Source organism: Flavobacterium sp. NPDC079362, from assembly GCF_050267765.1.
Classification (GTDB): domain Bacteria; phylum Bacteroidota; class Bacteroidia; order Flavobacteriales; family Flavobacteriaceae; genus Flavobacterium; species Flavobacterium azizsancarii.
Window position 1 is genome coordinate 1 of the sequence record NZ_JBNNFM010000001.1, and the last position, 14207, is coordinate 14207.

13 protein-coding genes and 1 tRNA gene are annotated in these 14207 nt (G+C 33.9%); 6 read left to right on the plus strand and 8 right to left on the minus strand.

Annotated features, from left to right (window positions below; genetic code table 11):
- Positions 1-163: 163 nt before the first annotated feature.
- Positions 164-511, minus strand: a complete 348-nt coding sequence (locus ACQKCJ_RS00005; RefSeq protein WP_271338747.1) for a DUF6249 domain-containing protein — start codon at positions 509-511, stop codon at positions 164-166.
- Between the two features lie 478 nt (positions 512-989).
- Between ACQKCJ_RS00005 and ACQKCJ_RS00010 the strand changes: the two genes are divergently transcribed.
- Entirely contained in the window at positions 990-1574 is a 585-nt protein-coding gene (locus ACQKCJ_RS00010; RefSeq protein WP_271338746.1) for an RNA polymerase sigma factor, read from the plus strand.
- Entirely contained in the window at positions 1561-1956 is a 396-nt protein-coding gene (locus ACQKCJ_RS00015) for a hypothetical protein (protein ID WP_271338745.1), read from the plus strand. Before ACQKCJ_RS00010 ends, ACQKCJ_RS00015 begins: the two co-directional genes overlap by 14 nt.
- 177 nt (positions 1957-2133) lie before the next feature.
- On the opposite strand, the gene ACQKCJ_RS00020 is transcribed toward ACQKCJ_RS00015, so the two are convergent.
- Positions 2134-2694, minus strand: coding sequence for a hypothetical protein (locus ACQKCJ_RS00020; protein WP_427401105.1), 561 nt, complete (start codon positions 2692-2694; stop codon positions 2134-2136).
- Between the two features lie 246 nt (positions 2695-2940).
- Between ACQKCJ_RS00020 and ACQKCJ_RS00025 the strand changes: the two genes are divergently transcribed.
- A complete protein-coding gene (locus ACQKCJ_RS00025) occupies positions 2941-3864 on the plus strand; it encodes a PfkB family carbohydrate kinase (RefSeq protein WP_055097600.1) in 924 nt (307 codons plus the stop codon).
- Between the two features lie 80 nt (positions 3865-3944).
- Entirely contained in the window at positions 3945-5843 is a 1899-nt protein-coding gene (locus tag ACQKCJ_RS00030) for an amidophosphoribosyltransferase (RefSeq protein ID WP_271338743.1), read from the plus strand.
- A 939-nt stretch (positions 5844-6782) separates the two neighbouring features.
- Here ACQKCJ_RS00030 and ACQKCJ_RS00035 read toward each other — a convergent pair.
- The 4 genes from ACQKCJ_RS00035 to ACQKCJ_RS00050 all read right to left on the minus strand — a co-directional run bounded on the left by ACQKCJ_RS00035 (position 6783) and on the right by ACQKCJ_RS00050 (position 10478).
- Positions 6783-7394 carry a superoxide dismutase gene (locus ACQKCJ_RS00035; RefSeq protein WP_271338755.1) on the minus strand — a complete coding sequence of 204 codons (612 nt, stop codon included), beginning with the start codon at positions 7392-7394 and terminating at the stop codon, positions 6783-6785.
- Between the two features lie 138 nt (positions 7395-7532).
- Complete coding sequence (pth, locus tag ACQKCJ_RS00040; RefSeq protein WP_271338756.1) at positions 7533-8207, minus strand: aminoacyl-tRNA hydrolase; 675 nt, start codon at positions 8205-8207, stop codon at positions 7533-7535.
- Between the two features lie 615 nt (positions 8208-8822).
- On the minus strand, positions 8823-9434 hold the full coding sequence (locus ACQKCJ_RS00045) for a 50S ribosomal protein L25/general stress protein Ctc (RefSeq protein WP_042564800.1): 612 nt from the start codon (positions 9432-9434) through the stop codon (positions 8823-8825).
- A gap of 102 nt (positions 9435-9536) precedes the next feature.
- Positions 9537-10478 carry a ribose-phosphate pyrophosphokinase gene (locus tag ACQKCJ_RS00050; RefSeq protein WP_271338757.1) on the minus strand — a complete coding sequence of 314 codons (942 nt, stop codon included), beginning with the start codon at positions 10476-10478 and terminating at the stop codon, positions 9537-9539.
- A gap of 230 nt (positions 10479-10708) precedes the next feature.
- On the opposite strand from ACQKCJ_RS00050, the gene ACQKCJ_RS00055 reads away from it, so the two are divergent.
- Positions 10709-10788: transfer RNA gene (locus ACQKCJ_RS00055), tRNA-Leu, on the plus strand.
- Positions 10789-11189: 401 nt separating this feature from the next.
- Here ACQKCJ_RS00055 and ACQKCJ_RS00060 read toward each other — a convergent pair.
- The gene (locus tag ACQKCJ_RS00060; protein ID WP_271335137.1) at positions 11190-11366 is read right to left on the minus strand and encodes a hypothetical protein; all 177 of its coding nucleotides are present in this window, start codon (positions 11364-11366) and stop codon (positions 11190-11192) included.
- Between the two features lie 158 nt (positions 11367-11524).
- Here ACQKCJ_RS00060 and ACQKCJ_RS00065 point away from each other — a divergent pair, with 158 nt between their 5' ends.
- Positions 11525-13444, plus strand: coding sequence for a glycoside hydrolase family 97 catalytic domain-containing protein (locus ACQKCJ_RS00065; protein WP_427401106.1), 1920 nt, complete (start codon positions 11525-11527; stop codon positions 13442-13444).
- An 81-nt stretch (positions 13445-13525) separates the two neighbouring features.
- Here the strand turns inward: ACQKCJ_RS00065 and ACQKCJ_RS00070 are convergent, their stop codons facing one another.
- Entirely contained in the window at positions 13526-13987 is a 462-nt protein-coding gene (locus ACQKCJ_RS00070; RefSeq protein ID WP_271335135.1) for an OsmC family protein, read from the minus strand.
- Positions 13988-14207: the final 220 nt, after the last annotated feature.

Genomic DNA, 14207 nt, shown 5'->3' on the forward strand with positions numbered 1-14207 from the left:
GCGATGGACACCCTTGCATTCAGCTAACACTTCCCACTGTAAAGGCGTGTTCGGGACTTACACCCTAGAGTTATCGCCCATGCTGGGCACACAACAAAAACGCGTCAGAAACAATTGTTCCTGACGCGTTATAATCGTTAATGGTACTAACTTAAACGATCTTTTATTCTTTATCCAAATCTTTAGCTTTGCTAAATCCTGCCAATAAACCAACTCCCGCCATGATAAAAATGATCGATGGGTAAACGGCTGAATCTACAAGAGATGTATAAGTTGTGATTAGCAAAGCGACAAAAATCCCTACTCCGCTACCTATTAATAAAAAAGCAAGATTTAAAACAAGCACCTTCCAAACGGGAACACCTTTTCCGTGTCCTTTCAAAAAGATACTGGCATCGACACCTTTTTCTATAAGAGCAAGACGCTCTCTGTTTCTTGTTGAGTAAATAAGATAAACAATTCCGAAGATCATCAGAAACATACTTATTGGTACTAAAATTTGTGCTCCCATAATATTTTTTGTTTTATAATTGATTGATACCCCATATGACGACATGTTTTGAATTGAGGTTACAAGAATTTTAAAATAAATTCCAATCTTTAAATTAAAAACCCCAAAACTTACTGAATATCAGTTAATTTTGAGTTTAAAATTATTTTCGAGAAACAATAAATCTTTGCCACAAAACGATAAATCTAGTGGCGAATTTCTGTATCATCTCGACGAAGGAGAGATCATACTAGAAGCTCCGCAAAGTAAACCGCCAATTTCGCGTGTGATCTCTCCTTCGTCGAGATGACAATATTGGGAAAGGATAAACTTTGACAAAGTTCTATAAACATATAGATTAGAATTTAATCTACATTTCCTCTTATAAAGTTGGAATTTAAAAATTGGAATTTATTTTATTAAGATTGGGGATTTAAAAATTTCGAATTTATTTTCAAATAGTTGTAACCTAATTACAGAACGTGTCGTCTTACATAATATGAGCACAATAAGCGATCAACATTATATCGATAAAATTATAAACGGCGAGACGAATGCTTTTGCCGTACTGGTTGATCGTTATAAAAATATGATTTTTACATTGGCGCTTAAAATGGTCAAAAACAAAGAAGAGGCTGAAGAAGTTGCACAGGATACTTTTATTAAAGCTTATAATTCTTTAAGCAAGTTTAAAGGTGATTCTAAATTTTCGACCTGGATTTATAAAGTAGCCTATAACACATGTTTAGACCGACTGAAGAAAAATAAAAAAGAAGACCTCAATGTATCGATAGATGAATTTTCGGCACATTTAATTAAAACGATGGACAACGCGTTAACTGCTCTGGAAGACAAAGAACGAAAACAGGCGATTCAGAATTGTCTGAATTTATTACCGAGTGAAGAAAATTTCTTGCTAACTTTATTTTATTTTGAAGATCAGAGTTTAGAAGAAATCGGAAAAATTATGAGCCTTAATACCAATAACGTCAAGGTAAAATTATTTAGAAGCCGCCAAAAATTAGCCGTAATTTTGAAAAAGCAATTAGAACCAGAAATAATAGAATGTTATGAAAGAAAATGATAAAGAAATAGAAAATCTAATTGATAAAATGATGGCCGAAACTACTTTGGAATCGCCATCTATTGACTTTACTTCAAAAATAATGTCTCATGTTTTAGCAACTGAGAAAAGTAAAATAAAAGCATACAAACCTTTGATTTCTAAAACAACCTGGATATTTATTGGTATCAGTTTAATTGCTTTGACGTGTTATTCTATTTTCGCCAACAACGACATTTCTAATTCTGAGACAGCGCTAGTATATCTAGACAAAGCTTCTACTCTATTTTCAGGAATTCATTTTTCTAAAAATATATTGTATGCGCTTTTAATAGTGCCTTTTATGATTTTAGTTCAAATTGGGATTTTAAAGAATTATTTTGATAAGAAGTATGAGTTGTAGAATTAAACGAAGATTATGACTGAAAAAGAAAACACCCAAAACGACAATAAACCATCGAAGGACTATTTTTTGAAATGGATTAAAATTGCCGAAAAATCGTCAACAATGTATCTTTAGAATAATTTAATAAAAGATGGGAAACGAAAAAGCTAAAAATTATGAAGTATCAATTGGAGCTCAATTAAAAGAATCTTTTCTTTTTCTAATATAATCAATTCCCAAATAACAATCAGAACTTACATCGTATTTGTTTACATAAAGAAAATATTTAAACGCTGAATATTCATCAGAATTTAAATTTGATTTATTAAATTCAAGCTCATCTTTCCTAGAGGATGATTTTGAATATTTTTCAAGAAACTTATTAAACCCTAAAGAGGAATATTCTTTTTCCATTTTTGGATTTAATTTAAAACTAGTTAAATAATTAGCATTATTTTTTAATAGCTTTTTATCAAAAATAAAATCGGCATTTAAGCTGGCATTTAAAAATTCATTAAACGATTTGAACTCTTTTGAGTAATACTTTTTATAAAAAAACATTAATTCATTATTATTGGTTTGATGAATTTCATTGTTGTCTGTCAACACATATAAGTCTAATCTAAGATAATATGGAGGTAAGCCATTATCTTCAAATACCAACTTCTCTATCATTTCTTCAGAAAAATTCGGTTCTTTTCTTTCGCAGGAAATCAACAGACAAAACAGCGCTAATAAGGTTATAACTTTCTTCATGAATGAAATTTGACATTTTAACAAATCTAAACAAAATCTCCCATGCTTTTTTTCGAAAATAACTATTGTATTTTAAATCCAAAAAACATATTTTAAGCACTCAGAAGAATCAAATTTAATTCATTCATTTACAACAGTTTTAGCCCCGAAAACAATATTCTTTTTTTATGAAAATTTTGAGAACTTAAACCGTTGCAATATTGCAACTTATGAAGTATCTTTGCACCCTAATTCGAAATTCATAAAATGAATAAATTATTGATTGTTGGAACGGTTGCTTTCGACGCGATTGAAACTCCTTTCGGAAAAACAGATAAAATTTTAGGTGGTGCTGCAACATATATTGGTTTATCAGCTTCATTTTTTAACTTACAATCGGCCATTGTTTCTGTAGTTGGCGACGATTTTCCTCAAGAACATTTAGATCTTTTAACTTCAAGAAATATTGATATCTCCGGTATCGAAATTGTAAAAGGCGGAAAAACCTTTTTCTGGAGCGGTTTATACCACAACGATTTAAACTCTAGAGACACATTGGTAACTGAGTTAAACGTTTTGGCTGACTTTCAACCAAAAGTTCCTCAAAATTATAAAGATGCTGATGTTGTGATGTTAGGAAACTTACATCCTTTAGTACAAAGCAGTGTTTTGGACCAAATGGAGAAAAAACCAAAATTAGTAGTTTTAGACACTATGAATTTTTGGATGGACTGCGCTCTTCCGGAATTACTTGACGTAATCAAACGTGTAGACGTAATCACAATCAATGACGAAGAAGCAAGACAACTTTCAGGAGAATACTCTTTAGTAAAAGCGGCAAACAAAATCCAGGAATTGGGACCAAAATATGTGGTGATCAAAAAAGGAGAACACGGAGCACTTTTATTCCATAATAGAGAAGTATTCTTTGCACCGGCATTACCATTAGAAGATGTTTTTGATCCAACAGGAGCAGGAGACACTTTTGCAGGTGGTTTTTCAGGATTTATTGCACAAAGCGAAAACATCTCTTTTGGCAACATGAAAAACGCAATTATTTACGGATCTAATTTAGCTTCATTTTGTGTGGAGAAATTTGGAACCGAAAGGATGGAAACATTAAGCAAAGCAGAAGTAGCGATTCGATTACAACAGTTTAAGTCGTTAACTCAGTTTGACATAGAAATATAATGCCCGAAAGCCTCGCTAATAACGGGGCTTTTTTATTACGTTAATACACACAACTTACAACAACACAAAATACAAAAACAATGAGCGACGCTTTAAAACACGAATGTGGTATAGCCTTAGTTAGACTTCTTAAACCGCTTGAATATTACAAAGAAAAATACGGAACTGCTTTTTACGGGATACAAAAAATGTATCTAATGATGGAGAAGCAACACAACCGTGGGCAAGACGGAGCAGGTTTTGCAAGCATTAAGTTAGATGTTGAACCTGGCGAACGTTATATCAGCCGAGTTCGTTCTAATCACGCACAACCTATCCAGGACGTTTTTAAACAAATCAATGAGCGCATTAACGAAGAGATGACTTCTCATCCTGAATACGCAAATGATGTTGCAGCTCAAAAAGCTAATATTCCTTATATAGGAGAATTATTTTTAGGACACGTTCGTTACGGAACTTTCGGAAAAAACAGCATCGAAAGTGTACATCCATTTTTACGTCAGAGTAACTGGATGCACCGTAATCTAATTTTGGCAGGAAACTTTAATATGACAAATGTTAAGGAACTTTTCGAAAACTTAGTTGAACTTGGACAACATCCAAAAGAAATGGCGGATACTGTTACAGTTATGGAAAAGATTGGACATTTTCTTGACAAAGAAGTAATGCAATTGTATCAGGACTGCAAATTAGAAGGTTATTCTAAAAGAGAAGCTTCGCCGGTTATTGCAGACCGATTGGATATCGCAAAAATATTAACCCGCTCCGCTAAAAACCTTGATGGCGGTTACGCAATGGCCGGATTATTAGGTCATGGTGATGCGTTCGTTTTTAGAGATCCGGCAGGAATTCGTCCGGCTTATTTTTACCAGGACGACGAAGTTGTTGTTGTAGCTTCTGAAAGACCTGTTATTCAGACTGTATTTAACGTACCTTTTGAAAGTGTTCAGGAAATTGAACCAGGAAATGCTTTGATCATCAAGAAAAGCGGAAAAGTTTCTATGGAACAAATCCTGGAACCAACTGTTAAGAAAGCGTGTTCTTTTGAAAGAATTTATTTCTCAAGAGGAAGTGATGCTGAAATATATCAGGAACGTAAAAACTTAGGAAAATTAATTTTACCTGCAGTTCTTGAATCTATTGAAAGTGATACAGACAACACTGTTTTCTCTTATATCCCGAATACTGCCGAAACTTCATTTTATGGTTTAGTCGAAGCTGCTCAGGATTTTTTAAATCAAAGAAAAAACAATTATATACTCGCCAACAGAAATACTCTTACGGCTGAAACATTGCAAGAATTACTGGCTGTAAAAATCCGTACGGAAAAAGTAGCTATTAAAGATGCTAAACTAAGAACCTTTATTACAGAGGACAGCAGTCGTGATGATCTTGTGGCTCACGTTTACGACGTGACTTACGGCGTGATCAAACCAACTGACAACTTAGTTATTATTGATGACAGTATTGTTCGTGGTACAACGCTTAAAATGAGTATCATAAAAATGATGGACCGTTTAAATCCTAAACGTATCGTAATCGTTTCATCGGCACCACAAATTCGTTATCCTGACTGTTACGGAATTGACATGGCAAAATTAGAAGGCCTTGTAGCTTTTAGAGCAGCTTTGGCCTTATTGAAAGAAAGAAACTTATATCATATTGTTGATGAAGTTTATGCTAAATGTAAAGCACAGGAAAACTATATAGACAGCGATGTTGTAAATTATGTTACTGCCATTTACGATCAGTTTACTCCTGAGGAAGTTTCGGCTAAAATTGCCGAAATGTTAAGTTCTCCGGAAATCAATGCCGAAGTAAAAATCATTTTCCAAAAAGTAGAAGATTTGCACATTGCATGTCCTAAAAATCTTGGAGATTGGTACTTTACGGGAGATTATCCTACACCAGGAGGAAATCGTGTTGTAAACAGAGCTTTCATGAATTTCTACGAAGGAAAAGACGCAAGAGCGTATTAATAAAATACTAACAAAAGGTTAATTTGTGCATTTCATCGGTTTTTTTTGCCGTTCATCCCATATGTTTGGTAAAAATGAAAAGCTACAATACTTTTGAGATACCATAACATTAGTAGGTTAAGTTTATGGTAGATTTGGGGCAAAAAGGGTGGAAGCAATTCCACCTTTTTTATTGGAATAAACTCAAGTATTTCAATTTAAAAGTATTACATTCTTTTTGTCGGATATATTGACCATTCATCAGAAAAGTTTTTTTAATAAGAATAGCTATCATACTTTTACTAAACCATAACATTAGTAGGTTAAGTTTATGGTAGATTTGGGGCAAAAAAGGTGGAAGAGATTCCGCCTTTTTTATTTTTTTTAAGACAAAAGAATAAAGATTATAGAAAATAGACTAAAAGCAAGAATATAGCTTTTAAACAGAGAACCTTGCACTCTCTCTTTATCCTCTCCTAATTTTCCTTTATATTCTATCCTCTAGATCCTTTATTCTTTTTTCTTTATCCTTTCCTATTTCCTTTATTCTCCCCTTTACATTCCATCCTCTAGATCCTTTCCTCTAGATCCTTTCCTCTTTATTCTATACTCTTTATTCTATACTCTTTATTCTATACTCTTTATTCTATTCTCTTTATTCCATTCTCTACTCACCTAATTCTATCTTTTTTCTTACTTAGTCGGATATATCTGTCATTCATCAGAAAAGTTTTTCTCATAAGAACAACTCTTCTATATTTACTGAACCATAACATTAGTAGGTAAGTTTATGGTAGATTTGGGGCAAAAAAGGTGGAAGAAATTCCACCTTTTTTATTTTTAAAGAAAATAGAACAAAGAGAATAGAATAAAGATTGAAATGTAAATACAAAAAAAGACGAGCACCTTTCGGCACTCGTCTTTTTTCTTTACTCTTTATTCTATTTTCTCTTAAACAGACTATTTGTCTAAAGCAAATCTTCTAGCCACTTCTGTCCAGTTAATTACACTGAAGAAAGCTTCAATATAATCAGGTCTTCTGTTTTGGTAGTTTAAGTAGTAAGCATGTTCCCAAACATCCATTCCTAAGATTGGAGTTCCACCATTACCAGCAGCTTCCGGCATTAATGGATTATCTTGATTTGGAGTACCTACAACTTCTAGTTTCCCTCCTTTTTGAACAGTTAACCAAGCCCATCCTGAACCAAATTGCGTTGCTCCAGCTTTAGCAAATTTTGCTTTAAACTCTTCAAAAGTTCCAAAAGAAGCTTCGATAGCAGCTAATAAATCACCAGTTGGCAATCCACCACCGTTTGGACTCATTACAGTCCAGAATAAATTGTGGTTGTAAAAACCTCCACCATTGTTACGAACTGCTGCGTTTGATTTATCTAAGTTGATTAAGATATTCTCGATTGTTTTTCCTTCTAAATCTGTTCCTGCAATTGCAGCATTAAGATTTGTTGTATACGCATTATGATGTTTTGTATAATGAATCTCCATTGTACGAGCATCAATATGTGGTTCTAGTGCATCATATGCATAAGGTAATTGTGGTAATTCAAAAGCCATGATATTATGATTTTATGATTTATAATAATTTATACCAAATTTAGACATTTAACTTTGGAATAGAAAATACTATTTCGTTATAATTCCATTTAATTAACTGATAATTTGATTACTTAACAGTTAAATAACTGTAAATCTTTACTTTCCATTAAAAGTTGTCATGGTGTTTTCTAATCCTGCAGTTCCAAATGATTTAATAATTTCTGAAGCTACTTCTAATCGTTCTGGCAATTTTGCCTTTTCTTCTTCGTCCCAATCGCCTAAAACATAATCTACTTGCTGCCCTTTTTTGAACTGATCACTAATACCAAATCTAAAACGGGTATATTCCTGCGTGTTTAAAACCAGATTGATATTTTTCAATCCGTTATGACCTCCGTCACTTCCTTTTGGCTTGATACGAATGGTTCCGAATGACAGGTTTAAATCATCTGTAATGACCAAAATATTCTCTAACGGAATGTTTTCTTTGTCCATCCAGTATTTTACAGCCTTACCGCTTAGATTCATATAAGTGTTTGGCTTAAGCAGGAAAAAGGTTCTTCCTTTGAATTTGTATTCGGCTAAAGCGCCCAGTTTTACCGTTTCAAATGAAAGCCCTTCTTTTTTAGCTAAAAAATCCAGGACTTTAAATCCTATATTATGTCTTGTATTTACGTATTCGGCACCAATATTACCAAGTCCTACGATTAAATATTTTTTACTCACGCTTTTTATATTGTTTTTTGGGTGTTCGTGAACCTCCGGTTTCATATTGTCTGTGTTCTCTTCTTTTTGTGTTGATGAAAACAGTTTTGTTATCCATTTTATCATGTGGCAAAAATAAGATTAATTAGAGAATGTCGCAATTTGTTCATTAGATAATTAGAAAACGTGTCAATGAGATAATTTATTTAGAACCGAAAAGTTCACAAAGAATTGAGAATGGTACGCGGATGACGCAGATTTAAACGGATTTGTGCGGATTTATTATTTGATACTATATTATTATCTCAATTTTTGTGAGGCTGAGCGGAGTCGAAGTGCCGCAAGAAATTCGACAATCTAAAGTGAAATACTTTGCGGACTTCGACTCCGCTCAGTCTGACACACTAGAAACTTTTTCTCCATAGAACCTCAGCATCTTAGTCACTTATAGAAACTACATTTCTTGCTAGCCCTGACAGAAGCGGCATCCTTTTTCTTGCTTCTTTAGCAAGGAAAAGATATAGCGGATGGCAGGAACATCTGGTCTTGAGAAACCTTAAAGTTTCTGCTTCTGAAAAATTTAAAAATTAGAAAATGTGGTAATTAGATAATTTAATCTTAACTGCAAAGCACACAAGAAAGCTCAACTCAGAACCTCAGCATCTTAGCAACTAAGAACCTCTAAAAACAAAAAAAGCACCAATCTTTCGATTGATGCTTTGATATTGAATTTGAAAAAAATTATTTTTTCTTTCCTTTTGCAGGAGCTTTTGCAGCTTTTGCAGCTTCTTGAGCAGCTTTCATAGCAGCACGAGAGATTCTTACCTGAGCAACAACCGTGTTCTCTGGGTGCATCACTTTGTATTCTGGAGAACCAACTTTAGTAACATATAATTTGTTACCCATTTCAAGTGGAGTAATGTCAGCTTCAACAAAATCAGGAAGATCTTTAGGTAAAGCTTTAACTTTTAATTTACGTGTGTTTAAACGTAAAACACCACCTGCAAGAACACCTTTTGATGTACCAACAACTTTTACTGGAACTTCCATAGTGATTTCTTTGTCATCAAATAATTGAAAGAAGTCAATGTGTAAAATTTTATCAGATACCGGGTGAACCTGAATGTCTTGCAAAATTGCATTGAATGATTTTCCTTTTCCAAGCTCAATCACAACTGTGTGTGCGTTTGGAGTGTAAACCAAGTTTTTGAACGCTGCAGCGTCTGCTGAGAAGTGTACTGCTTGATTTCCTCCGTATAACACGCAAGGAACCGCTCCAGCATTACGTAAGGCTTTAGTTGACACTTTTCCCACGCTTTCTCTTTCTGATCCTTTAATTGTAATCGATTTCATTGTAAAAAAATATAGTTATTAATAAATATTCTTGTTTGTTCGTAATAAATTTATCGACATTTCAATACTTAAAGCTTACAGCCTAAAGCATATTGCCATTTATTACATTATAAATTTTCCACTAATGGAATTGTTGTGGTGCACCATGTGCATAACTTCAGCAAAAAGAGGTGCACAACTCACTACTCTTATTTTCTTTGATTCTTTCTTTAACGGAATAGAATCGGTAACTATTAACTCGCTTAATTTTGAGTTTTCAATTTTTTCGTATGCGTCACCTGATAAAATGGCGTGTGTACAAATTGCTCTAACACTTAATGCTCCTTTTTCGATCATTAAATCTGCTGCTTTAGCAAGTGTCCCACCAGTATCGATCATGTCGTCTACTAATATTACGTTACGGCCTTTTACTTCACCAATTAGCTCCATAGTGTCGATAACGTTGGCTGCTTTTCTTTGTTTGTAACAGATTACTACATCTGATGCCAAAAACTTAGAGTAAGCATATGCTCTTTTTGAACCTCCCATATCCGGAGATGCAATAGTTAGATTGTCTAATTTTAAACTTTCTACGTATGGTAAAAAGATTGTAGATGCAAATAAATGATCTACTGGTTTTTCGAAAAACCCCTGAATTTGATCTGCGTGCAAATCCATTGTCATTACTCTTGTCGCTCCGGCAGCATCTAATAAATTAGCTACTAATTTTGCTCCAATCGGAACTCTTGGTTTATCTTTTCTATCCTGTCTTGCCCAACCAAAATAAGGCATTACAGCTGTAATGTGTCTTGCTGATGCGCGTTTTGCTGCATCAATCATTAATAACAATTCCATCAAATTATCAGCCGTTGGAAATGTTGAGCATACGATAAAAACGCGTAATCCTCTGATTGACTCTTCGTATGATGGCTGAAATTCTCCATCGCTATACGTTGACATCGTTACTTTTCCTAACGGAATTCCGTATTGTGCTGCAATTTTTTCTGCAAGATAAACACTTTGTGAACAAGCAAAAATTTTAGCTTCTGGTTCTAGGTGCGACATTATAATTTGTTGTTTTGTAGTTAGTTGTGTGTGCTTCGTTTTAACGAGGTGCAAATTTAGAAAATTTATTGGACACTGAAAGGAAAAATTTAAGTATTTTTAGTAGAACATTTAATTTATTTTTTTACATTTGCACCGTGTTAAAGGAATAAGCACAGTTATGACATCATAATTAACTTATTCTATTGCGTTAAAATAATTGATTTATTAGTTATTTTTTCGTCTGCTAAGCCCGGATGGCGGAATTGGTAGACGCGCTGGTCTCAAACACCTGTGGGAAACCGTGCCGGTTCGACTCCGGCTCCGGGTACTTAAAACCTCTTCTTTCGAAGAGGTTTTTTTGGTTTTATACGGTTTTTATGTTCTGAAAAAAATACGTAATCCACAAAGAGAGACAGTTTTAGATTATCTCTCTTTATTCTAACGTTAGGCCTCTTAATCCTTTGGCTTATGGATATGAGGTTTCAAGTCAGGATGCTTTGGCTGATTTGGTGGATTAACTCGTCTTCTTTCATCTGGCTTCCCATCTGGTTTGTTAGGCTTCGGACCTGGTTTAATTGCTTGGATTTGTTCCATAATAAATATTTTAAATTAAATGTTGTTTTCTACAAAACTCACCTTAAGTCTATGTATTACAAACAAATAACACCAATAAAACTATTATGCTAATACGGAAAACCATAATCAACGAATAAATTTTACAATTCAATCCTATCTATTAAATAAATGACGAAACTTTTTTTTAGTTTCTTCCATAACATCTTCATGAGTATGAACTCTTCCATTTGCAACATCTTCTAAAGCTTCATCAATGGCTTTTTTTACAACTTCACTAATCTCACATTTTTTAAAACTGTCTTCACAACCTTTTTTATTAACTTTTTTCACAATCATCTTTTTCACAATAATTCGCTTTCCATCACAGATCAAATACTACAATAAGACAATATTCCCTTCTATTCCAAAACCCACTAAATTATTCGAATCAAGCATTTTATATTAAAATAATTTCGCTATGTTTGTAAGTGTAAAACAAACACTTAACTATGAAAAAACTATTATTACTAACCATTTTTGGAATATTTACCAATTCCTTTGCTCAAAAAAAACCAAATTCATTTTTCACAAATTCTGAGAAGACTATAAAAGTAGACTTCGATATGAATGCGAAAAATACTCCAACCTATTCCATTTCTTATAATGGAAAACCCGTCCTAAATGCTTCTGAATTGGGAATTATCCGCGAAGACGCTAATTTCTATTCTGATTTAAAGGTGATTAAAATCTCTGACGCTAAAAAAGTAACTGACCACTACTCGATGCTTCAGGGAAAACGAAAAGATATTTCTTATTCAGCAAATCAATATATAGTAAGCCTTCAAAATACTAAAGGTGAATCAATGGAAATTATTTTCAAACTTTCAAAAGATGGCGTTGCACTTCGATACAACTTTCCTTCAACTTCAAAAGAATTGAAAAGAATCGTTGAAGAAAAAACAACTTATAATTTTGATACTTCGGCGAAAGCCTGGTTGCAACCCATGTCGAAAGCTAAAACAGGCTGGAAAGAAACGAATCCTGCTTACGAAGAACATTATGCAATGGGCGTGCCTTTGAACACAAAACCTGCATTTGGCGAAGGCTGGGTTTATCCGGCTCTCTTTGAAACGAATAACAATTGGGTTTTGATTACCGAAACTGGCTTACACAATAAATATTGCGGAACACGATTGGTTTATAACGAAAGTGCAAAAGCAATGCAGGTGACTTTTCCTCAAAAGGAAGAAATTTTCCCAAATGGCGCTTTGAATCCGGAATCTCAATTGCCCTGGATTACTCCTTGGCGCATTATTACAATTGGTTCATTAAACACAATTACAGAAAGCACTTTAGGAACTGACTTAGCTGATCCTGCTATAAAAATGGATACTTCTTTTATCAAAAGCGGACTTTCGTCATGGAGCTGGGTGTTATTAAAAGACGATTCTGTAAACTATGAAACCACGCATCAGTTTATTGAATATGCATCGAAAATGAACTGGCCGTATTGCCTCATTGATGCGGATTGGGATACGAGAATCGGTGACGAAAAAATGAAGGAATTAGTGGCTTTTGGAAAAACTAAAAATGTAAAATTATTGGTTTGGTACAATTCATCGGGTTCATGGAATAGTACCGAATATCATCCAAAGAATAAATTATTGACGCATGAAGCTAGGGCTTTTGAGTTTAAAAGAATGAACGATTTAGGTATTGCGGGAATTAAGGTTGACTTCTTTGGCGGCGACGGACAATCGATGATTGCGTATTATCATGATATGCTAAAAGATGCTGCCGATTATAAATTGATGATTAATCTTCATGGTGCAACTTTACCGCGCGGATGGCAACGTACGTATCCAAATTTACTGACTACAGAAGCTGTGAAAGGATATGAATATATTACATTCGACCAAAAAATTGCCGATTTAGAGCCAAGTCATTGTACCATGTTGCCCTTTGCCAGAAATGTTTTTGATCCAATGGATTTCACTCCAATGGCATTAGATAAGATTCCGAATATCAATCGAAAAACAACTCCAGCTTTTGAATTGGCTTTGCCGGTTTTGTTCTTATCGGGTATTCAGCATATTGCTGAAATCCCAAAAGGAATGGCCAAAATGCCTGCTTATGTTGTTGATTATTTAAAAGATATTCCAACGAATTGGGACGACTCAAAATTCATTGCAGGTTTTCCGGGGAAATATATTGTAATGGCGAGAAGAAGCGGAAACACCTGGCATATTGTGGGAATTAATGGAGAAAATTCTCCAAAGGAAATTGAACTTGATTTGTCTTTTGTAAAGAATCAAAAAGGATTTATTATTCTGGAAGATGAAAAAGGTTTTAAACAAGAATCTATTTCTAAAAATCAAAAACTGACCGTAAAAATGAAACCTACTGGTGGGTTTGTGGTTAAGATATAAATTCCAATATTTTAAAATTCCAAATTCCAATGATGTTAGCTATCTATTGGAATTTGGATTTTTTTTGTTTTGGAATTTAATTTATATTTCACAATTTGCATTGTGCGAAACAGGAAAATTGCACGAATTAGCAATAAAGCATAATTGATTTGCCTTTTTATGAAGTTCTATTGCTAACTCAACTTTATCATGATTTGAAATCTTAACTTTCGGATTTAATCGAACTTCTATAAAACGCCCGCTTCCGTCAGGAGAAACTTCTAATGTTGCTTCGGCATGGTCTGAGTATTCGAGAACTTCTATTCCGTTCTGAGAGCAGACATATAAATAGGACATCATGTGACACGAAACCAAACTGCTCAACAACAAATCTTCGGGATTGTATAATTCCGGATCACCTTTGAATGCTTTTGCTGCTGAAACATTTAAAATTGGTTTTCCTTCGATTTTAATTTGATGACTTTTACTGTAAAATCTCTTTGCTGAATCTATTGCATCTTGATTGGAAGTCCATTTTACTTCTGCTTTGAATAGGTGTTTCATTTACATTTTGTTTGCTTTAGCTAAATTAAGATTTTTATACATTGCAAATGAATTAATCGCGCAAAGGCGCAGAGGCGCAAAGTTTAAACACAATCTTGTCATTTCGACGAAGGAGAAATCACACACGAAACTCCGCACAAAAAAGCCTTCAATCTTTATCGAGCAACTAGTGTGATTTCTCCTTCGTCGAAATGACAAAAATTCGTGCTAATTCGTAAAA

Bases quoted from the DNA above. Each gene is read 5' to 3' on its own strand.
- ACQKCJ_RS00065 (WP_427401106.1), top strand. From the start codon at position 11,525: ATGAAAAAACTATTATTACTAACCATTTTTGGAATATTTACCAATTCC.
- ACQKCJ_RS00005 (WP_271338747.1), bottom strand. From the start codon at position 511: ATGGGAGCACAAATTTTAGTACCAATAAGTATGTTTCTGATGATCTTC.
- pth (WP_271338756.1), bottom strand. From the start codon at position 8,207: ATGATAAAATGGATAACAAAACTGTTTTCATCAACACAAAAAGAAGAG.
- ACQKCJ_RS00045 (WP_042564800.1), bottom strand. From the start codon at position 9,434: ATGAAATCGATTACAATTAAAGGATCAGAAAGAGAAAGCGTGGGAAAA.
- ACQKCJ_RS00010 (WP_271338746.1), top strand. From the start codon at position 990: ATGAGCACAATAAGCGATCAACATTATATCGATAAAATTATAAACGGC.
- ACQKCJ_RS00020 (WP_427401105.1), bottom strand. From the start codon at position 2,694: ATGAAGAAAGTTATAACCTTATTAGCGCTGTTTTGTCTGTTGATTTCC.
- ACQKCJ_RS00025 (WP_055097600.1), top strand. From the start codon at position 2,941: ATGAATAAATTATTGATTGTTGGAACGGTTGCTTTCGACGCGATTGAA.
- ACQKCJ_RS00015 (WP_271338745.1), top strand. From the start codon at position 1,561: ATGAAAGAAAATGATAAAGAAATAGAAAATCTAATTGATAAAATGATG.
- ACQKCJ_RS00030 (WP_271338743.1), top strand. From the start codon at position 3,945: ATGAGCGACGCTTTAAAACACGAATGTGGTATAGCCTTAGTTAGACTT.
- ACQKCJ_RS00050 (WP_271338757.1), bottom strand. From the start codon at position 10,478: ATGTCGCACCTAGAACCAGAAGCTAAAATTTTTGCTTGTTCACAAAGT.
- ACQKCJ_RS00035 (WP_271338755.1), bottom strand. From the start codon at position 7,394: ATGGCTTTTGAATTACCACAATTACCTTATGCATATGATGCACTAGAA.
- ACQKCJ_RS00070 (WP_271335135.1), bottom strand. From the start codon at position 13,987: ATGAAACACCTATTCAAAGCAGAAGTAAAATGGACTTCCAATCAAGAT.